Consider the following 19,386-nt stretch of genomic DNA (forward strand, 5'->3'; position numbering starts at 1 on the left):
TCCCTGCACTTACAGGTTGGCGGGAAAGTGGTCGGGGTTTGTAAACGGGATCAACGCTAAAATCAGCGCCTGATGGTACACCGAGCTGCGAGTCAGGTGATGCTGAGTCAGTAAGCCAATGGCGCCGCCTTTCTGTTTGATGTTCTCTGTGCCAAACACCGCATCCATCACATCGCCCAATTCATGGGCATCGGCCAGTTGATGCAGCACTTCAGGTGGCAGCATCAAGCTGGCAGAGCGCGATTCACCGCGCTGAGTGTCCGATTCGATGATCATCCACGCAAATGTCACTCCCGCATCAATGCCCGCTTCAAGCCCCACGTAGAAATCTGCGCCGGGACGATGTTGCTTGGCATTGCGCACGCGATTGAGCGCGCCCAGTTTGGTCTCGTGGTCGCTCATCGGCTGATCGGCCACTTCGCTCGGGACGCTGATGCCTTCAAAGGCAAATGTGTGTTCAGGAAATACGGTTGAAAAAGCACTCTCCACCGCACGAATTTTCGCAGGGTTAAGAGAAGCAATGATCACTTTTTTCATAGGACGGGGTCATCTCATTCGGTTGTTGCCAGGCACAAACTTCGCTCAGTGACATGGGTTTCCCAAAGAAGTATCCCTGCATGTAATCGCAGCGATAATTCGCCAGCCACTGGTGCATTGTTTCACTTTCGATGCCCTCCGCGGTCACTTTCATGTGCTGGGAGTGGCACAAGTCAATCAGGGGTTTGATGACTTTCTGTTTGTTGGTGGCGATCAGTGTATCCAAAAATGCGCGGTCGAACTTAATTTTCTGCACTGGGTACTGCACCAGTTGGGCAATGGAGGTGTAGCCCGAACCGAAGTCGTCAATGGTCAAGCCATAGCCCAAGCGGGACAGCTCATGCAGCAGCGGGAAACTCTTGGAGTCGGCGGCAAAGGTTTCAGTAATTTCAAAGTCGACCCAGCGCGGCACCACTTGGTGTTGCTGCGCATGCTGGTGGATAAACTGCGCCAGATGTTGGGAATCTAGCTCCGCCGACGAGAGGTTGATGGAGATTTGAATCGGCTGGGTAAATTGTTCGCGCAGCGTGTTGAGTTCAGCAAACGCGGACTGAATCACCCAGCGGTCAATCTGGCCAAACAACCCGGTTTGTTCAGCAATTGGAATGAATTCATCCGGCGAGACGTCGCCCAACTGTTCGGACTCCCAACGCAGCAGCACTTCAAACCCGGCGACTTGATGGCCTGAGCAGGTGAAATACGGTTGATAGACCAAACTGAATTCTTGATCAAAATGCCCCAAGCGCAACGCGCGTTCAATCGTGTTGCGGCGCTGAACGATCTCATCGAGCTGCTGAGAGTAGTAAGCCACTTGGTTTTTGCCTGCGTTCTTGGCTTGATACATCGCGGTGTCGGCGTTGAGTAACAGTTTTTCAATCTGCTGGCCATCTTCTGGATAAGTGGCGATGCCGATACTGGCGGTGATTGGAAAGTGGCCCAGTGGCGAGTTGTCCTGTTTTTGCATCGGGTCAAGTAGGCGCTGGGCAAACTGAGTCGCGCAATCGGCCTTGCGGTTTGGCGCGCAGAGCACAATCGCAAATTCGTCGCCGGACAAACGCGCGGCCAAACTGTATGTGTAATGTTGCTGGTTGAACGCTTCACACAAGCGGCGTACGTGATCGGCAAAGCTGACCAGCAGCGAGTCGCCGATCTGGTGGCCGTATTTGTCGTTGACGTATTTGAAGTTATCCAAATCGATATACAGCACCCAGATATGGCTGTTTCGCGGCGTCTCCAGCAAGGTTTTTTCCGCTTGCACCTGAAATTGGCGGCGGTTGGCCAGCTTGGTCAGGTGATCGTATTCCGCCAAGGTTTTGGTGCGTTGATAGGTGCTGTCGAGCTCGGTATACATGGCGTAGAAGCGTGAAGAGAGACGGCCGATTTCATCTTGGCTGTTCAGAATTTCAATGTTCTTACGCTGTTTGTTCTCAACTTCTTGTAGCTGCTTATCGAGGCGAAGAATCGGATTGATGACATGTTTGTAGAGTAGGATCAGCAGCAGCAACACGGTGACCAGTGCCGAGAAACCAAACGCCAGCATCAGCTCCTTTTGAATGCGTGCCAAGCGGTCACGAAACAGCAATGGCGCGGGGTCCAAAATGGCGTACATGCCCGGTTGCAGCTCGACGCTCTGCGTCAGACGCTGCGTGTTTTGCGGTGGATGTTCTTGAAAGAAAATGGGGCTTTGGTTATCAAATTCAATGTGTTGGCGCAGCGCGTTGAATTTATCCAGCACCACATACACCACGATAAAAAAGACTTCGTCGCGGTTGTAGCTCAGCGGCGTTTGCAATGTTTTGGTATCCAGCACGTCGTAACGCACCAATATGCCTTCACCGGCTGAGTTTTCGGTGTAGCTGACATCGGAGGTACGCGCGGTTTGATTGAACCGCTGATCGACGAACTGTTTGACCAGCGGATCCATTTGAGCAAACGGGTCGTAGCTGTTCTCGGCGTAATAGAGAATGTTTTTGTCACCGTCGAGGATCGACAGCGCAACATGCTGACTATCGCTGGGTTGAAGAATACTGATGGTTTGATGCAAATTGTCCACGAGTTCTAATTCGCGGTAGGGATTGTGTTCGTAGTAGAAGTAGTGGCGAATGATGTCGCTTTTGGCGAGCGTGAAGGAGTAACTGTTGACCAAGGCGCGCGTTTGCCTGAAATGGCTGGCCAGCTTTTCCATACTCAATTGCAAATAGCTGTCGGTCCGTTTCAGCAACGCATCTTTCTGGCTGGTGTAAATGATATAGCTGGAGGCTGCAGCACTGAGCAGAATCACCGGCGCAATCAGCAGAAGGATTCTATGGTTGAGCTTCATGTTGGTTGATCACACTGTTAATTATTTTGGCTCTGACGTTGAGATTGCCCGGCGAGAGTTCGCTATCGATGATCCCTTGTTCGACGAGATCCGGTGCGGGAAACAGCGTCGCATCGTTGCGATACTCGGGCGGCAAGAGATGCATGGCCCGCAGGTTCGGCGTTGCGCCTCGAATATCTGCGGCGTTCATGGCAGCAATCTCCGGTTGCATCAGGAATTCGAGAAACGCTTTGGCCTCTGGCTTGTAGAGGGAATGGCTGTTGATCGCCATGCAATCTACCCATAAATAAGGTTGGCCTTGCGGCAGGCTAAAGCTCCAGTCATCGTTCGCAAAGAAACGATTGAGCGAATATTGATCGCCACTGTAGGCTAATGCCATGTAAAGATTGTCGTTTTCGGCATGGCTACGAACGTAACTGAGGGCATATTCGTAGGTCAAGATATTGGGATTGGATTGCTCCAATGCCAGATACGCCTGTTTGAGGACATCGATGGAATCGGTAATCGGTGACACCCCCAAGCTGTACAGCGTGGGCAGCAGTGTTTCGACGCTATCGGAAATGAGCCCGACGTGGCCGCGCATGTTCGGCGCAATGTGTACCAGTTGCGACCAATCGGTGGGGGGCTCGGCCAGCTTGCTTTTACGGTAGGCAATGCCCACGTATCCCCAGAAATAGGGCACGGCATGACTGCCACACGCTTGATTCCATTTGGCCGCATTGTTGTCGCGGTTGGGCAAGTGTGACAAATCTTCAAACAGATCTTGGCGAGAGAAAATGTGGGCGGAGACGTTATCGAGCACCACCACGTCAAAAGGCAACTGCACGCTTTTGAGCATCAGCAAGCTGCGCTCGTCATCGTTATCGAAATGATAGAGGTTAAGCGGCGTGTCGGGATGGCGCTGATGCCAAGCATCGACGACTCGCGGAGAGAGCGTGTCTTCCCATAAATATAAGTTGAGTTCGCTACTTTGGACAGATGCTGTGAGGGCGCATCCCCCGAGCAAGGCCGTGAAAATCGATTTCGTCATCCGTTTTGAGTTCGCCCGGCTCCGCCGGTTCGATATCCTATTGCTGTCTTCGCCCAGTGCGCGACGAATCAAAAACTCGCCGGCAGTGCATGTATCACCACACGTGGAAATTTGTTGTGGCTATTATAGGGTTTCAATATGCAACTGCCAGCGTTTGCAGCCAAATGTATGATTCAGTTATCGTTCAGCAAGTTTGACTTGGGTTGGCTTGACGTTCTCGCTGGGGTAGCAGCCCAGCACTTTGAGGTGGCGTGTGAGGCGCGTCAACTCGATCAGTGCTTGCTGCATGTTTTCTGAATCCAGATGAGCGGAGAGATCGACGTAAAACATCTCTTCCCACGGATTGCCCATGATTGGGCGGGATTCCAGCTTGGTCATGTTGATGCCAAGGCGTTGCAGCACAAGGAGCGTGGAGACTAAGGAGCCTGCTTCTTGCGACGTGGACATGATCAGCGTGGTTTTGGCCGGGATTTGCGCCGAGACTTCAACCGGTTTGCGCGCGACAACAATAAAGCGGGTGTGGTTTTCGGTTTGATTGGCGATGTTGCCTTGAATCGCTTGCAAGCCATAGAGTTTGCCGCTGGATGCGTTGCCAATCGCAGCGACGTCAGTGCGGTTGAGCTCTTGCACTTTCTTCATGGCATCTGCGGTGCTGGCGCACGTTTCCAGTTTCACCCCTTTGAGACGGCCCAAAAATTCACTGCACTGCTGATGTGGCTGCGGGTGCGAATACAGCACTTTGAGATCTTCTAGACGAATGTCTTTTGTCGCAACCAAGCAGTGTTCAATCGGCTGTGTGATTTCACCCACGATATACAGCGTGGTGTGTTGCAGTAGGTCGTACACCTCATTGATGGAGCCGGAGCTGGTGTTTTCGATTGGCAGCACGCCATAATCGGCATGGCCAGATTCCACCGTGCGGGTGACTTCTTTGAATTGATCGCAGTTTAGTTCAATGAGTTCGGTATTTTTACGGCTGAAATACTCACGGGTGGCCAGATGAGAGTAGGAGCCTTTCGAGCCAAGAAACGCCACACGCGCCAACGGTTTGCGACTTTGTGGATTAGCCAGATTCTGTAAGTAAGCCTGCTGTAGGAGAACCGAATCTTCAATGATGGTGTGAAAGAGCTTGGTGATGTACTGGGCATCAAGTTGGTATTTGTCTTTGCCCGCGTGGATCAATTTGACAAGCAGTTGCTGCTCACGTGCAGCATCACGCACGGGTTTGGAGGTTTCGACTTTGCTTTTGGCCACTTCAATGCTGAGTTTACGGCGTTCTGAAAGCAGGCTCAGCAGTTGGTCATCAAGTTCATTTAAGCGCAATCGAATCTCTTCGAGCGAGTATTGTCTGTCTGTCATGTAAATTATCCTTATAAAAAAGCCTCCCGTTGGGAGGCTTTCTGTTCGTTTTTGACTTATCTTCCGTAAACGAGCACGCCTCCAAGGTTATTGGAGAAAAAAGAAGTCAAAAAAGAACAGGGAATGAAGTGTCATGTTTTTCCGAGGAAAATGTTGATTGATAAGTCAACACAATAAGCAAGCGGGGTGGGAGCGTCAAGCAAAAAAAATAGCGCCCGAAGGCGCTATTCTGGAAACCGTATCTTTTACTCTTCCACTTCTTCTTCCAGCTCAGGTTTGTCCGTACGACGGGCCTCTGGTTTGTGACGAAGTTTATTCAGTTGACGCTCTAGTTTTTGTTCTACCTCATTCACAGCGGCATACAGATCTTCGTGGATAGCGGAGGCAACTAATTGTCCTTTTGGAATGCTGACGGTTGCTTCGAATTTTTTCTGTTTGTTTGGTTCCTCACTGAAACTTGCCTGACATCCGATGATGTCCACCTGCCATTTTTCCAGCTTTTTGAATTTGCTCTCAATGTGATTGCGGATTGCAGAGGTGATTTCGATGTTTTTACCAGTGATATTCATTTGCATAGTGCTTTTTCCTCTGTTGCATCCCTTGTGGGTTAACTTCAGATTACTCATCCCAAACTAAAAGAATGTGATTCAGATCAATTTACGCGTGTGTGTTTTTGGCTTTGAAACCAAACGTGATCTTCCGCAAAGAGTCGTGAAACAGACGAGCGAAAAAGCTTGAGATTCTGATGAAGTTGGCTAAATTGGAAGAGTAATTGACTGAAAATCTTCCCATTTTTAGGGCATTTTCTCGGCCCATTAAATCCTCTTGTATGTTTCCTGAGCAACTTTTTTTGTGAACTTGATCGTCATTTAGGGCGCCATCGGTTCGTTGTCGGTTGCCTCATCCAAATTTGCGCTTTGATTTTCGACCTTGGCACGCTGCAAGGCATCCAGTTGTTTGTACACCACGTAGTAACGACTGATGTTTGAGACGTAGCGAATCGGCTCTTTGCCAATGTTGCGCCGCGTGATCACTTCAACATGTTTAAACCAGACGTTGGGATTAAAGCCGTGTTTTTGGGCCAATCGCCGCATTCGGTTGATGCTCGCCGGGCCTGCATTGTAGGCGGCGAGGGCAAAGTACACCTGATCATCGGGGCTGATGTGTGGATCGGTGAAATAACGGTCCTTGATAAAGCGCATGTACTTGATGCCAGCATGAATGTTGTTGTCGACTTGATCGATGTGCGGAATGTTGACGTTTGGATCTTGAGCGGTGGTCGGCAGCACTTGCATGATACCGATGGCCCCTTTGGGCGAGATTTTGCGTTGGTCGAGGCCAGATTCCTGAAACGCTTGTGCCGCCATCATCAAATCTTCGAATGCGTACTGGTTCGAATAATGAGTAAAGATTTGCCTCAGTTGCGCGAGCTTGGCGAGTTTTTGTGGGTTGAGCGCTTTGGTCAGCCAGCGTGTGTCATCAATGTATTTGCTATAAATGACGTTGCCCAGCAAGGTGCCAGATTTGACGGTTTTCAGATACTGGTTGATGAACGTTTTCAGCTTCGGGCTCTCTTTTCGCAGCGCCCAAGCGATTTGGCCATTTTCCCGCAGCGGGAGTTCGCTGTGCACCTGAATATTTTCCATCACATGCTGCCATAGCTCGGCTTTGTGGCTGTCGAGCACCGTGGCGGCAACATGGCCGGCATTGACCATTTCCAGCAGTTCATAATCTTGCAGCGCTTCATCGATAAAATGCACCTGGACGAGAGGGCGGTTCATCGCGCTCAATGTGGCGTTGACGGCTTGAATGCTGTCCCAATAACTGGAACTTTCACGCAGCCAAATTTGGCGTCCACTTAATTGTTCAAGGGTGCTGATCGGCGCCGCGGCTTTACTGGTGATGACAAATTCTTGCAGATCTTTGGTCAGGGGAGCGCTGAAATCGACTTGCTGTAGCCGATGGGGCGTGACGGTTAAATTGGCGACCGCGAGATCAGCAAAGCCGCGTTCAACGCTGGGGATGAGTTCATCACGCAGCACGGGAATGATCTGTACATGCACATACGGCGATTGCTTTTTCAAGTATTGCTCAAAATGGTACAGCAGTTCGGCGCCAATCCCTTTGGGGCGACCGCCTTCCACGTAATAAAACCCTAAATCGGCTGAAACCACGACACGCAGGGTGCCTTTGTCTTTCAGGACAGGCCAATCTCCGGTGTAGGGTTTGGCGCTTAATGGGGAGAGTTCCAAACTGTGGGCTGGCCAACCAAGGCAACACGCCAGGGCGAAAAGTGCCATGTTCAATAAACGCAAAATGCCGCTCCTTTTGCATTTTAGGTCGGCTTTAAGTGTATGAACGAACGGCAAAAACGGCAACGTTCGGCCACAAAAAAAGCCACTGCAAGCAGTGGCTTTTTCTCATGATGTCGAGGATTACTCTGGGTTGAGTTCCATCAGTTGCTGAGTGCGGGCGATGGAATCTTTTAGCCCCAGCTCCTTGTACGCCTGCAACTGAATTTTGAGCGATTTACGTGCTGCTTCAGTATCAGGATAGGTTTTTTGCAATTCCTGAGTGCGGTTGATGGCCGCAATCCAGGCTTCACGGCGCAGGTAGAAATCTGCGGTGGCTAAGTCGTAGTCGGCGAGGCGGTTTTTCAGCGCAAACATGCGGCGCTGCGCGTCTTCGGCGTACGAACTATTGGGGTAACGTTGCAGCAGGCGTTTGAAATCGGCAAAGGCTGCTTTCACTGGCTCTGGATCGCGGTCACTGCGATCGACGTTGAACAGGTCGTGCATAAAGTTACGGTCTTGCGCCATGTGCGATAAACCGCGCATGTACAGCACCCAGTCCATTTTCTCGTGGGTGGGGTTGAGTCGCATAAACCGTTCAATGGTCGCGAGACCCAGCGCGAGATCATCGTTTTTGTAGTAAGCGTAAATCAGATCCAATTGAACTTGCTCGGAGTAAGCACCAAACGGGTAGCGAGAATCCAAAGCTTCAAGCTTTTCAATCGCCGTCATCCAGTTACCGCCTTGCAGCGAGGTTTGGGCTTCGGTGTACAACTGTGCCGGCGGGACGTCCGGAACAATCTCTTTATTACTGGAACAGCCAGCCAGAAGAGATAACGCGAGTAAGCCTGATAAAGTTTGGTATTTCATGTCAGGAGTGAGTTCCTTGCAATTAAAGCTTATACACTTGGAGCGTCGGCGCTCCGCAAAACGTTTCGTTACTTTCTTGGCAGTAACAGATACAATGGCGCCATATTTTTCCACACTAGTGGCTATTAGTCTCACGGTTTTTAAAAAAGTTCGATATGGCTCAGCAGATTGAATTAACTCAAACAGTAAAAGAAAGCCAGCTTGGTCAGCGTTTAGACCAAGCTGTGGCTGAATTATTTACCGATTTTTCCCGTTCACGCCTGAAAGAATGGTTGTTGGAAGGCAAAGTCATGGTCAACGGCAACGTGGTGACCAAACCTCGCACCAAAGTGATGGGCGGTGAAGCGATCACGGTTCAGGCGGAACTGGAAGATGAACAACGCTGGGAAGCTCAAGATATTCCATTGAATATCGTTTATGAAGATGACGACATTATCGTGATCAACAAACCGCGAGACTTGGTGGTGCATCCGGGTGCTGGTACGCCAGATGGTACCGTGCTCAACGCATTGCTGTTCCATTTTCCACCGATTGCTGAAGTGCCACGTGCGGGTATCGTGCATCGTCTGGATAAAGATACCACGGGCCTGATGGTGGTGGCGAAGACGGTTCCGGCGCAAACGCGTTTAGTGCGTGAACTGCAAAAACGAAACATTACCCGTGAATACGAAGCGATCGCGATCGGTAAAATGACGGCGGGCGGCATGATTGATAAGCCGATTGGCCGTCACTCAACCAAACGTACACTGATGGCGGTGAGCCCGCTGGGTAAACCGGCTGTTACTCACTACCGTGTGGCGGAACATTTCCGCGAGCACACGCGAATTCGCCTGCGTCTGGAAACCGGTCGTACGCACCAGATTCGTGTTCACATGGCGTATTTGCAACACCCACTGTTGGGCGACACTGCCTACGGCGGCCGTGCGCGGATTCCTAAAGGGGCGACGCAAGAGCTGACGGACATGATTCGTGGTTTCGATCGTCAGGCGCTGCACGCAGTCATGCTGCGTTTTGAACACCCTATCACCGGTGAACCGTTGGAATTCCACGCGCCAGTGCCGGATGACATGGTTGAAATGACCGAAGCGTTGCGTGAAGACGCTCAACTGAACCATTCAGAAGAGTATTGATCGATGAGTTGGATTATCCCTCGCTGGCCTGCACCGGTTTCGGTGAAGGCACTCTCTTCAACCCGAGTTGGCGGTTTTTCTCTGCCGCCTTACGATGGGTTGAATGTGGGCATGCACGTTGGGGATGATCCACATCGGGTTGAGCGCAATCGCCATTGGTTGCAGCAGCAAGCAGGCATGCCCAGTGCGCCGATATGGCTCAATCAAACACACTCCACCGTGGTCGTGGAAGTGGACGCGCCGACGGCTCAAGTGTTGGATGCCGATGGCGTTTGGACTCAAGCGCCGAACGTGGTGTGTTCTGCAATGACCGCCGATTGTTTGCCTGTGTTGATCGCCAACACCCAAGGGACGAAAGTCGCTGCGGTGCATGCGGGGTGGCGCGGCTTGTCTGCGGGCATTGTCGAACAGGCGCTAACACAGTTTGCCAATGACGATGTGGTGGTGTGGTTGGGGCCGGCCATTGGCCCGCAAGCGTTTGAAGTGGGTGATGATGTACTGGCTGCATTCAGTGCGCATGATGACCACGCGCATCTCGCGTTTAAACCCGCTCATCAAACGGGAAAATGGTGGGCTGATATGAATCACCTGACGCGTTTGCGTCTGCGTCAGCTTGGCATTGACGCCGTGTTCGACAACGGTCTGTGTACCTATCAACAGGCCGATCAATTTTATTCTTACCGCCGCGATGGCGTGACCGGCCGTCAGGCCAGCTTTATCTGGATTGAAGCAAATTAAACCCGATAAAGTTAATGGTCTTCACTTGAAAATTTCCCCCTGCGTAACCATCTTTCTTAACGTTGTTAGTTTATCTCAGACGAGGTTAGGAAGGTTGTTATGCGTCTTGACAGATTTACCAGTAAATTTCAAATAGCGATTTCCGACGCTCAGTCACTCGCGCTCGGGCGAGATCATCAATACATCGAACCCGTGCACCTGATGGTAGCGTTGCTTGATCAAAACGGCAGTCCAATTCGTCCTTTGTTGACGATGTTGGATGTGGATGCGATGCAACTGCGCTCAAAGCTGGGCGAGATGTTAGATCGTCTGCCCAAAGTGAGCGGCATTGGTGGCGACGTGCAGCTCTCCAGTGGGTTGGGGACGCTGTTTAACCTGTGTGACAAGGTGGCGCAAAAGCGTCAGGATGCCTACATCTCGTCTGAAATTTACCTATTGGCGGCATTGGAAGACAAAGGTCCTTTGGGCCAGTTGCTGAAAGATTTCGGTTTGACCGAGAAAAAAGTGACCGCGGCGATCGAAAAGATCCGTGGTGGTCAAAAGGTCAATGACCCGAATGCGGAAGAGCTGCGCCAAGCGCTGGAAAAATTCACCATCGATCTGACCGAACGGGCTGAACAAGGCAAGCTGGATCCAGTGATTGGGCGTGACGATGAAATTCGTCGTACCATTCAAGTGCTGCAGCGTCGTACCAAAAATAACCCGGTCATTATTGGTGAGCCGGGCGTCGGTAAAACCGCCATTGTGGAAGGTCTTGCGCAGCGCATCATTAATAACGAAGTGCCGGAAGGCCTGCGTGGTCGCCGTGTGCTGTCTTTGGACATGGGCGCGCTGGTTGCAGGGGCGAAATACCGCGGTGAGTTTGAAGAGCGCTTGAAATCCGTTCTAAATGAACTGGCGAAAGAAGAAGGCAACATCATTCTGTTCATCGACGAACTGCACACCATGGTGGGTGCGGGTAAAGGTGAAGGTTCGATGGATGCCGGTAACATGCTCAAACCCGCTTTGGCACGTGGTGAACTGCACTGCGTCGGCGCGACCACATTGGATGAATACCGTCAGTACATCGAAAAAGATCCGGCGCTGGAACGTCGTTTCCAAAAAGTGCTGGTGGATGAACCGAGCGTGGAAGATACCGTGGCAATTTTGCGGGGCTTGAAAGAGCGTTATGAGCTGCACCACCACGTTGAAATTACCGACCCAGCCATCGTGGCGGCGGCAACGTTGTCGCATCGTTATGTGTCTGATCGTCAGTTGCCCGATAAAGCCATCGACTTGATTGATGAAGCGGCCTCTAGCATTCGTATGCAGATGGACTCCAAACCGGAAGCGCTCGATAAGCTGGAACGTAAGATCATTCAACTGAAAATCGAGCAGCAAGCGCTGAGCAATGAACACGATGAAGCGAGCGAAAAACGTCTCAACATCCTCAATGAAGAGTTGCAGGAAAAAGAGCGGGATTACGCTGAGCTGGAAGAAGTGTGGAACGCGGAAAAAGCGGCGTTGTCAGGCACTCAACACATTAAATCCGAGTTGGAACAAGCGCGTTTGGATCTCGAAGTGGCGCGTCGTGCCGGCGATTTAAGCCGCATGTCTGAGTTGCAATACGGCCGCATTCCTGAGCTGGAAAAACAACTCGACTTGGCCGCGCAAGCAGAAATGCAAGAGATGACGCTACTGCGTAACAAAGTTACCGATGCTGAGATTGCCGAAGTACTTTCTAAACAGACCGGTATTCCTGTGGCCAAAATGCTCGAAGCAGAAAAAGAAAAACTGCTGCGCATGGAAGACGTGTTGCACCAACGTGTGATTGGTCAGGTTGAAGCGGTGGAAGTGGTCGCGAACGCGATTCGTCGTAGCCGTGCGGGCCTGTCGGATCCAAACCGTCCAATTGGTTCGTTCCTGTTCTTAGGTCCAACTGGTGTGGGTAAAACCGAACTGTGTAAAACCCTCGCCAACTTCATGTTTGACAGTGAAGATGCCATGGTGCGGATTGATATGTCGGAGTTCATGGAGAAACACTCTGTGGCTCGTTTGGTCGGTGCGCCTCCAGGTTACGTGGGTTATGAAGAGGGCGGTTATCTGACCGAAGCGGTGCGCCGTAAACCGTACTCCGTGATTTTGCTGGATGAGGTGGAAAAAGCGCATCCGGATGTGTTCAACATTCTGTTGCAGGTGCTGGATGATGGCCGTTTAACCGATGGTCAGGGCCGCACGGTTGATTTTCGCAATACGGTGGTGATCATGACATCGAACCTCGGTTCGTCACGCATTCAGGAAAACTTTGCGTCACTGGATTACCAGGGCATCAAAGAGCAGGTGATGGAAGTGGTGAGTAAACATTTCCGCCCTGAGTTCCTCAACCGTGTGGATGAAACCGTGGTCTTCCACCCACTGGGTCGTGAACACATTAAATCCATCGCATCGATTCAGTTGGAACGCCTGCGTAAACGTCTGCTGGAAAAAGACTTCGAACTGCAAGTCAGCGACGAAGCGTTGGATCTGATTGCGCAAGTGGGCTTCGATCCGGTATACGGTGCGCGTCCATTGAAACGGGCAATTCAACAAAATGTGGAAAACCCATTGGCGAAATCAATTCTGGCGGGAACATTCCTGCCGGGGACGCCCATCAAACTCGATGTGAACGATGGCAACATCACCGCATCGCAATAATTGATCATAAGAGTAAAAGCCACGCATTTGCGTGGCTTTTTTTGCAGTGCGCTCACCATAACAGAGGCCGGTGGTGCCTTGGTTCGGTGAAGCGGATTAAGCGAAATTAGCGTTGAGGCGCATCTTTAAATAATCCTGCGCGGTGATGGGAGGATAGGTTTGTTTCGGGCCTTGAATCACCTGATCGCGGTTCGCCTGACAGAAAAAGGCCATGCTGTAGCGTGAGCCCTGATTTTCCTCGGCGGTTGGCATGCGCACGCGGTGCAAGGTCGATTTCAATTCGTCATCGCTCCAGCGCATCAACATGTCGCCGATATTGCAGGTAATGACACCGGTTTGCGGGATCACATTACTCCACACCAAGTTTTGCTGAGCGTCTTTGCCTGCGGCGACTTGCAATCCACCTTGATGCTCCTGTTGAAACACCAAGGTTAAACAATCGAAATCGGTGTGCGCGCCCGCGCGCCAATAATCGCCCTTCGCAGGAATATCACTCATCGGCAAATAGTGCAGCATGCGCAGCGTGCTGAGGTAATGCGCTGAATCACGTTGATGCGCTCGAGTAAAAAAGTCCCGCTCAAAGCCTAACTTGTCGGCAAAGCAAGAGAGAATCTTCATCCCTAACTGCCATGCCTGATACTCCATACTCAGTAGGTGTGACTGAAAATTGGCCATCAAATCTTGCTCTGGCCACAACGTATCCATGTGTGGCAGCGTGATTTGATAAGACTCCTTTTGATCCGCCAAACCCGTCGATGGGCGAACTTGTTGACGAAATTCCCAGCCTGCATTGAGCCCCGCTTTGAGCGGAAAGCGTTGCTTTTGCTCGGCTGGCAGTGCAAAGAACTGCTCACTGAGGGCAAATGCCTGATGTATATCGCTGTGTGTGATGCCGTGATTGATCAATTGAAAGAAGCCGACCTCTGTGGCCGCTTGCCACAGTTGTTCGCTGATCGCGTCACGGCGGGTATCAAAATCCGACAAGTCGATGAGTGGAATGGCGCCGAGTTCTGCTTCGGTGCCGCGCCCGCTAAGGGTCGTTTCGAAGTTGAGTTCTTCGAGTGAATAAGCGTGTTGAGTCATTGTTATTTCTCCAATTCAGCATGTGCGTGTGATTGGAGCAATGTCCAGCAATCATCGAGATTGCAGACCGCTTCTACTCCGGGGTTAAGATGAATGATCGCGCTTACCAAGCGCCGTGCTGGACTTGCTCGGCTTCCGCCTCTAAGAGTGGCCCGTGCACTTCTGTTGTGCGCTGGCCGGATTCAAATACGATTCGACACGGTAGCGCTAAGGTTGGGTTTTCCGGATGATTGCCCGTCAAGGCTTTCAAACGAGTTTCGCTCAAGCCATACACGACACGTCCGACGCCAGCCCAGTAAATCGCTCCCGCGCACATGGCGCAGGGTTCGGCGGACACATACAGCGTGCATTGGTTGAGAAAATCGGGGCGATACAACTTGCTCGCTTGTGTCATGATCAGCCGTTCGGCGTGTCCGGTCATATCCAAATCAGGCAGATAGCCGTTGATTTGCTCGAGTAAGATCTCGCCGTTGGCATCGACCAGTACGGCGGCAAAAGGGTGAATGCCGCGCGATTTGGCATCTTCTGCCAGCGCAAAACTGTGGCGTAGCCAGCGGTAATCGAGGGTTGGGTTGAGCATGTTATGTCCTTATCGTTGTTTTTCTTCATCACTCAGGCTCCAAGCAAAGTAGCCTTTCTGAATCCAACTGACCGATTTGAATAGCACCATGCTCACCACGGAGAGAAACACCAGTGCTGCAAAAGCTTGGGGGATTTTGAAATACGAAGTGGAGAACTGCACCAAGTAGCCGAGTCCTTTTTCGGCGGCGACAAACTCGGCAATCACCGAGCCGATCACCGCTAACGTGATCGCAACTTTTACGCCGCTGAAAATGTGTGGAATGGCATAAGGCAGGCGAATCTGCCAGATGGTCTTATGGTTGCTGACGTTGAGTGATCGCGATAATTCAATCAGTTCCGGCGGCGTGGCCAGCATGCCTGTGGTGGCAGACACCACCAGAGGAAAAAAGGTGATCAGGCAGGTGATGGCCAAGCGCGGGGCATCGCCAGTGCCCAAGATCACGATCAGTAGTGGCGCGATGGCGACCACGGGCGTGGACTGAATCACAACCAGCAGCGGGAAGATGGCACGGGTTAAAAACTTAGAATTGACCATCATGATCGCCAGCGGAATGCTGAGTGCGAACGATAGGGCAAAACCAAACAGTGCAATCCTCAGCGTGGCCCAAAGATTGTCGAGCCAGCGTTCGGCGGACACTTGGGTAAATGCCAGCGCGATGTCGGATGGCGCAGGAAGAATAAAGGTTGGCACAGCAAACAGATGGCAAACCCCTTCCCATATCGGGAGGAGTGTGAGTATGGCCAATAACGGCAGCCAGTTCTGCGACCGCTTCGCGAGTAATCCTTTCATAGTGAATCCTTAGTACAGATGGGCTCAAGCAACAGTGCGATGCAGCGGTGTGACTTTCTCAGCATTTGCGGTGGCAGAGTCGTCATGCGGTGGTCGATAAAAATACTCACGAATCCGATTGGTATAGCGCCCGAAATCCGTCTCTTTTAGGGTATTGATGGTGCGTGGGCGCGGCAGGTTTATCGTGATTTCTTCCAGCACCGTGCTGGGGCGAGGTCCCATCACCAGCACTTTATCCGCCAGCAATACTGCTTCCGAAATCGAGTGGGTAATAAAAAGAACGGTTTTGGGTTTTTCCAACCACAGGCGTTGCAGCTCAAAGCCCATCTCTTCACGGGTTAACGCATCAAGGGCGGAGAACGGTTCATCCATGATCAGAATGTCGGGGTTGAGCAGCAGTGCTCGCGCAATCCCAACCCGTTGCTGCATCCCGCCGGAGAGCTGATTCGGTAGGCTGGTGGCAAATTCACTCAGGCCGACTTTGTCCAAAAGCTCGGTGGCCAATTGGCGATCTTTCGCGCTGACGTGGCCAAATTTATGCTGTAGCGGAAACAGGACATTATCCAGGACATTTTTCCACGGCAACAGTGTTGGCTTTTGAAAGACGATGCCGATGTCTTCACGCGGCCCCGAGACAGGATGACCAAACACTTGAATGTCACCTTGGGTGGGGTGAATCAACCCGGACAGCAGACGCAGCAATGTCGATTTACCACACCCGGACGGGCCAACAATGGCGACGAATTCATGTTTATTGATGTCAAAAGTCACGTTATTGAGCACCGTGACCGCGCTGTGTTCACTGGTGTAAGTGTGCCCGATGTGACGAAATGAGACGAATGGCTGCATGATGTGCTCCTTAATAGAAGTCGCGCGAAATGGCGCTTTCCGGATCGAGCTTATCGAGGGCGATGTTCTGCGCTTCTGCGGTCCATTTCCAAGTTTCAGCCAGTCGATTTGGTGTAAAGACGCCGACGCCATCGCGTTCACTGACTTCGTTCAAGACCAATCCACGAATCGAACGGATGGTATCTGCGGCTTGATCGGTGTCGACTTCGGGGACCATTTTGTGCACGTCAGCGGCGCTTTGTTCGGGATTGGCCCACGTATAAGCGACGGCTTTGGCATAAGCGGCGACAAAACGGCGAGCGACATCGGGTTGATTGGCAAGAAAGCGGTCGCTGGCGATGATCGATGAAGAGTAGAACTCCAGTCCGGCGTCATACCAAGGCAGCACGGTGAGTTTTTTCCCCGCCTGTTCAGCTTGCTGCTGGTTTTTTACCGCATCGGTCATCCATGAAATCATGATGTCCGATTGACCGGTGATCAGCATGGGGTTGAGTGCGCCAGGATCGGCTTTGAGCACTTTGACGCTGCTGTCATCAATGCCATTTTTTTTCAGCATTAGTGGTAAAAAAACATTGGCTGATGTGAATGGCGAAGTCACGATGGTTTTGCCCGCGACATCCTTGATGCCGGTGATCGCCGAGTCATCCAAGGCATAAAACGCGTAAGGCGCTTTGCTAAACAGTGAATAAATGGCTTTGACCGGTACGTTGTCATTTGCTTTGGCGACCAGCAATGCCACGATGTCAGAAGAACCGATGTCGGCTGTGCCTGTTGCGACTTTGGTGATCGCATCGGTTGAGCCTTTGCCCTGTAAAATGGTGACATCGAGATCTTGCTCGGCGAAAAAGCCTTGCTGCACGGCGACATACACCGGCGCTTTGTCTCCACCGGGTAGCCAGTCGAGCTGAAAGGTGACTTTGTCTGCTGCCCAAGAGCTTGCTGAGGCACACGCCAATGAGAGGGATAGTGTTAGTGTTTTGAGGTGTGAAATAGGTGTCTTCATAGTTACTCCGTGTCTTCCTTTGCACTGTCAAAGGCGAGGATGCATCGCCTTTGACGAACTATGAGCAATGTCCCGATGCCATCACGACATCTAACCGCTTCTACTCACGAATGGTGTCTATGACCAGAGCAAGGGGCGTGCCACAGCATTAAACTAATGGCTGAATTGATAACCTTTTATTAACAATCGCTTGTCTGGCCGATGTTTGTTTCAATCGATGCTTGTATACAATGAGCCCTCTGCATGGAGTGATGAGCGGTGTTTGTGCACACCAATTGAGCGTATTTTTCACTGTTATGGTGCAACTTATTCTTTTTTTGTTCGATTTTGCAGGTGTTGAAGCTGGTCTGTGATTTGCATTGTATACAGCTTGGTTGACGTTGAAACAAAGGATGTGAGTAGAAGCGGTCAGGAGGAACGCTCCGGGGCATTGCTCATGAGAACGCCCATCATGGTTTTGGTATTCTTATAAGGAAGTGAGCATGAACTATCTCATCAAACAGGCAAGCGCCATCTATTCCCAGTCTGGTCATCAGGACATCCGCATTCAAGATGGCATTATCACCGAGCTGGGGAGCGAGCTGCTGCCTTCTCATCATGAACATGTCGTCGATGCCCGAGGTTGTGTGGTTTATCCCGGTTTCGTGAATACTCATCATCACTTGGCACAATCCGTGTTGAAAGGGATCCCTGCAGGTTTAAATGATGGCTTAGGCGAGTGGCTGGCACATGTTCCGTATCGCTATTGGCCGCAGATCACACCAGAGATTATGTATTGCGCGGCGAAATTGGGTTTCTACGAATTGCTTCGTTCTGGCGTCACAACCTGCGCCGATCATCATTACCTTTATCATGCCAACAGTTCGCAGGAAGTCGAAGATGCGGTCTGGCAAGCCGCTGAAGAGATGGGGATTCGGTTTGTGCTCTGTCGAGGGGGAGCAACGGTCAAAGGCAGCCATAAAGGCTTGGCCAAAGCCGGCGTCGAGCCAGAATCGTTAGAGATGATGTTGGCGCGTTTAGATCATTCGCGCCGGCGCTATCATCAAGATGAACAGAACGCGATGCGACGTCTGGTGGTTGCTCCGACCAGCATTGTGCATTCCTCGACTCCCGATGATCTGAAAATGTTGGCGGAGTATGCGCGCGCTCATCAGTTACGGATGCACTCCCACCTCTTAGAAGTCGAGTTTGATAATCAACAAGCGCTGGCTAAATACGGTTGTAGCGCGGTGGAGTTTGCACAACGTTGTGATTGGTTGGGGGAGGATGTGTGGTTTGCTCACTTAGTCAAAGCTACACACGCAGATATTGCCTTGTTAGCGAACACCCAAACGGGGATTGCGCATTGTCCAACATCCAATTGTCGTTTGGGAAGTGGGATCGCGCCGGTTATCGACATGGCGAAAGCGGGGATGCCGATTTCTATCGGTGTGGATGGATCGGCATCGGCGGAATCGGGGTCAATGCTGCAAGAGCTAAATCTGACTTGGTTATTGCACCGCGCTCAACATGGCGCGGCTGCGACGTCCGTGAACGGTGTCATTGAATGGGCCAGTGCAGGGGGCGCATCAATGGTCGGGTTCGATCATCTTGGATATATAAGAGAGGGGGCAGTGGCCGATTTGGTTCTCTATGATATTCAGCTGCCTCGCATGGCAGGATGTCACTCTGAGATCAGTGCGCCAGTTGTGTGCGGAGAACCGGCTCAAATTAAAGCCACTTTCATCAATGGTAAACGGGTTTATCAAGCAAGCGATGAAGATGCTTATCAAGAGTTGGTCGCCAGTGTTCGTGAATCGGTGCGAGCGCTCAACCGTAAAGTCGCAGCATTAGGCATTTAATTTCGGTCATTTCGTTCACTAAAAATCCACTTTGGCGTTTATTTAGGCGGTCAGTCAGAAAAGCGAAGTTTTTGGCTGATTTGCTATTGCCAAGCGTTTTTTCCTCCCTATAATGCGCATCCGTTGTCAGGCAATTCTGCATAAGAAAGCAAGGCAACACGACGGCAAATTTGATTTCTTAACCTAAAGAAAATTAAATAAAAAAAGTTGTTGACTCGCTAAGTTAACTCGCTAAAATGGCCGTCCGCTTTGAGAAGAAAGCTTCGAAAAGCAAAGCTCTTTAACAATAT

The 19,386-nt window shown here is 51.3% G+C and carries 16 protein-coding genes and 1 other annotated feature; of the genes, 4 read left to right on the forward strand and 12 right to left on the reverse strand.

The features are described from left to right. Positions 1-9: 9 nt before the first annotated feature. The 7 genes from yjjX to ACF8PK_RS22675 form a co-directional block, all read right to left on the reverse strand. The gene (yjjX, locus tag ACF8PK_RS22645) at positions 10-537 is read right to left on the reverse strand and encodes an inosine/xanthosine triphosphatase (protein WP_041942487.1); all 528 of its coding nucleotides are present in this window, start codon (positions 535-537) and stop codon (positions 10-12) included. Further along, positions 509-2,857 (reverse strand): putative bifunctional diguanylate cyclase/phosphodiesterase, encoded by a 2,349-nt coding sequence (locus ACF8PK_RS22650; protein ID WP_392443700.1) that lies wholly within the window; start codon positions 2,855-2,857, stop codon positions 509-511. The genes yjjX and ACF8PK_RS22650 overlap by 29 nt, the downstream gene beginning before the upstream one ends. Continuing rightward, positions 2,841-3,887, reverse strand: a complete 1,047-nt coding sequence (locus ACF8PK_RS22655) for a spermidine/putrescine ABC transporter substrate-binding protein (RefSeq protein ID WP_014204524.1) — start codon at positions 3,885-3,887, stop codon at positions 2,841-2,843. Before ACF8PK_RS22655 ends, ACF8PK_RS22650 begins: the two co-directional genes overlap by 17 nt. Before the next feature lie 177 nt (positions 3,888-4,064). Continuing rightward, a complete protein-coding gene (pheA, locus tag ACF8PK_RS22660) occupies positions 4,065-5,246 on the reverse strand; it encodes a prephenate dehydratase (RefSeq protein WP_004728835.1) in 1,182 nt (393 codons plus the stop codon). A gap of 12 nt (positions 5,247-5,258) precedes the next feature. Then, positions 5,259-5,379 (reverse strand) — a sequence feature (Phe leader region). A 112-nt stretch (positions 5,380-5,491) separates the two neighbouring features. After that, entirely contained in the window at positions 5,492-5,821 is a 330-nt protein-coding gene (gene hpf, locus ACF8PK_RS22665) for a ribosome hibernation-promoting factor, HPF/YfiA family (protein WP_004728834.1), read from the reverse strand. A 294-nt stretch (positions 5,822-6,115) separates the two neighbouring features. Next, the gene (locus ACF8PK_RS22670) at positions 6,116-7,561 is read right to left on the reverse strand and encodes a transglycosylase SLT domain-containing protein (RefSeq protein ID WP_392443704.1); all 1,446 of its coding nucleotides are present in this window, start codon (positions 7,559-7,561) and stop codon (positions 6,116-6,118) included. Positions 7,562-7,681: 120 nt separating this feature from the next. Beyond that, positions 7,682-8,407 (reverse strand): outer membrane protein assembly factor BamD, encoded by a 726-nt coding sequence (locus tag ACF8PK_RS22675; RefSeq protein ID WP_004728830.1) that lies wholly within the window; start codon positions 8,405-8,407, stop codon positions 7,682-7,684. Positions 8,408-8,562: 155 nt separating this feature from the next. Here ACF8PK_RS22675 and rluD point away from each other — a divergent pair, with 155 nt between their 5' ends. From rluD to clpB, 3 genes are all read left to right on the forward strand, one after another. After that, complete coding sequence (gene rluD, locus ACF8PK_RS22680) at positions 8,563-9,537, forward strand: 23S rRNA pseudouridine(1911/1915/1917) synthase RluD (protein WP_004728828.1); 975 nt, start codon at positions 8,563-8,565, stop codon at positions 9,535-9,537. A 3-nt stretch (positions 9,538-9,540) separates the two neighbouring features. After that, positions 9,541-10,275: a peptidoglycan editing factor PgeF gene (gene pgeF, locus ACF8PK_RS22685; RefSeq protein ID WP_055466566.1), complete on the forward strand. Its 735-nt coding sequence runs from the start codon at positions 9,541-9,543 to the stop codon at positions 10,273-10,275. A gap of 99 nt (positions 10,276-10,374) precedes the next feature. Continuing rightward, a complete protein-coding gene (clpB, locus tag ACF8PK_RS22690; protein WP_004728823.1) occupies positions 10,375-12,948 on the forward strand; it encodes an ATP-dependent chaperone ClpB in 2,574 nt (857 codons plus the stop codon). Positions 12,949-13,044: 96 nt separating this feature from the next. Here the strand turns inward: clpB and ACF8PK_RS22695 are convergent, their stop codons facing one another. From ACF8PK_RS22695 to ACF8PK_RS22715, 5 genes are all read right to left on the reverse strand, one after another. Next, positions 13,045-14,031 (reverse strand): isopenicillin N synthase family dioxygenase, encoded by a 987-nt coding sequence (locus tag ACF8PK_RS22695; protein WP_392443707.1) that lies wholly within the window; start codon positions 14,029-14,031, stop codon positions 13,045-13,047. Between the two features lie 103 nt (positions 14,032-14,134). Next, positions 14,135-14,611, reverse strand: coding sequence for a nucleoside deaminase (locus ACF8PK_RS22700; RefSeq protein ID WP_004728820.1), 477 nt, complete (start codon positions 14,609-14,611; stop codon positions 14,135-14,137). A gap of 9 nt (positions 14,612-14,620) precedes the next feature. Next, the gene (locus tag ACF8PK_RS22705; protein ID WP_392443710.1) at positions 14,621-15,403 is read right to left on the reverse strand and encodes an ABC transporter permease; all 783 of its coding nucleotides are present in this window, start codon (positions 15,401-15,403) and stop codon (positions 14,621-14,623) included. A 24-nt stretch (positions 15,404-15,427) separates the two neighbouring features. Next, positions 15,428-16,252, reverse strand: coding sequence for an ABC transporter ATP-binding protein (locus tag ACF8PK_RS22710; protein ID WP_158107728.1), 825 nt, complete (start codon positions 16,250-16,252; stop codon positions 15,428-15,430). Positions 16,253-16,262: 10 nt separating this feature from the next. Then, positions 16,263-17,255, reverse strand: a complete 993-nt coding sequence (locus ACF8PK_RS22715) for an ABC transporter substrate-binding protein (protein ID WP_041942488.1) — start codon at positions 17,253-17,255, stop codon at positions 16,263-16,265. Positions 17,256-17,737: 482 nt separating this feature from the next. On the opposite strand from ACF8PK_RS22715, the gene ACF8PK_RS22720 reads away from it, so the two are divergent. Beyond that, on the forward strand, positions 17,738-19,096 hold the full coding sequence (locus ACF8PK_RS22720; protein WP_392443712.1) for an amidohydrolase family protein: 1,359 nt from the start codon (positions 17,738-17,740) through the stop codon (positions 19,094-19,096). Positions 19,097-19,386: the final 290 nt, after the last annotated feature.

It is taken from the genome of Vibrio sp. CJQ_6, assembly GCF_043106745.1.
Lineage (GTDB): Bacteria > Pseudomonadota > Gammaproteobacteria > Enterobacterales > Vibrionaceae > Vibrio > Vibrio furnissii.

What these genes read in the sequence shown, in the direction of transcription:
- yjjX (WP_041942487.1), bottom strand. Translation starts at nt 537, where the DNA reads ATGAAAAAAGTGATCATTGCTTCTCTTAACCCTGCGAAAATTCGTGCG.
- ACF8PK_RS22650 (WP_392443700.1), bottom strand. Translation starts at nt 2,857, where the DNA reads ATGAAGCTCAACCATAGAATCCTTCTGCTGATTGCGCCGGTGATTCTG.
- ACF8PK_RS22655 (WP_014204524.1), bottom strand. Translation starts at nt 3,887, where the DNA reads ATGACGAAATCGATTTTCACGGCCTTGCTCGGGGGATGCGCCCTCACA.
- pheA (WP_004728835.1), bottom strand. Translation starts at nt 5,246, where the DNA reads ATGACAGACAGACAATACTCGCTCGAAGAGATTCGATTGCGCTTAAAT.
- hpf (WP_004728834.1), bottom strand. Translation starts at nt 5,821, where the DNA reads ATGCAAATGAATATCACTGGTAAAAACATCGAAATCACCTCTGCAATC.
- ACF8PK_RS22675 (WP_004728830.1), bottom strand. Translation starts at nt 8,407, where the DNA reads ATGAAATACCAAACTTTATCAGGCTTACTCGCGTTATCTCTTCTGGCT.
- rluD (WP_004728828.1), top strand. Translation starts at nt 8,563, where the DNA reads ATGGCTCAGCAGATTGAATTAACTCAAACAGTAAAAGAAAGCCAGCTT.
- pgeF (WP_055466566.1), top strand. Translation starts at nt 9,541, where the DNA reads ATGAGTTGGATTATCCCTCGCTGGCCTGCACCGGTTTCGGTGAAGGCA.
- clpB (WP_004728823.1), top strand. Translation starts at nt 10,375, where the DNA reads ATGCGTCTTGACAGATTTACCAGTAAATTTCAAATAGCGATTTCCGAC.
- ACF8PK_RS22695 (WP_392443707.1), bottom strand. Translation starts at nt 14,031, where the DNA reads ATGACTCAACACGCTTATTCACTCGAAGAACTCAACTTCGAAACGACC.
- ACF8PK_RS22700 (WP_004728820.1), bottom strand. Translation starts at nt 14,611, where the DNA reads ATGCTCAACCCAACCCTCGATTACCGCTGGCTACGCCACAGTTTTGCG.
- ACF8PK_RS22705 (WP_392443710.1), bottom strand. Translation starts at nt 15,403, where the DNA reads ATGAAAGGATTACTCGCGAAGCGGTCGCAGAACTGGCTGCCGTTATTG.
- ACF8PK_RS22710 (WP_158107728.1), bottom strand. Translation starts at nt 16,252, where the DNA reads ATGCAGCCATTCGTCTCATTTCGTCACATCGGGCACACTTACACCAGT.
- ACF8PK_RS22715 (WP_041942488.1), bottom strand. Translation starts at nt 17,255, where the DNA reads ATGAAGACACCTATTTCACACCTCAAAACACTAACACTATCCCTCTCA.
- ACF8PK_RS22720 (WP_392443712.1), top strand. Translation starts at nt 17,738, where the DNA reads ATGAACTATCTCATCAAACAGGCAAGCGCCATCTATTCCCAGTCTGGT.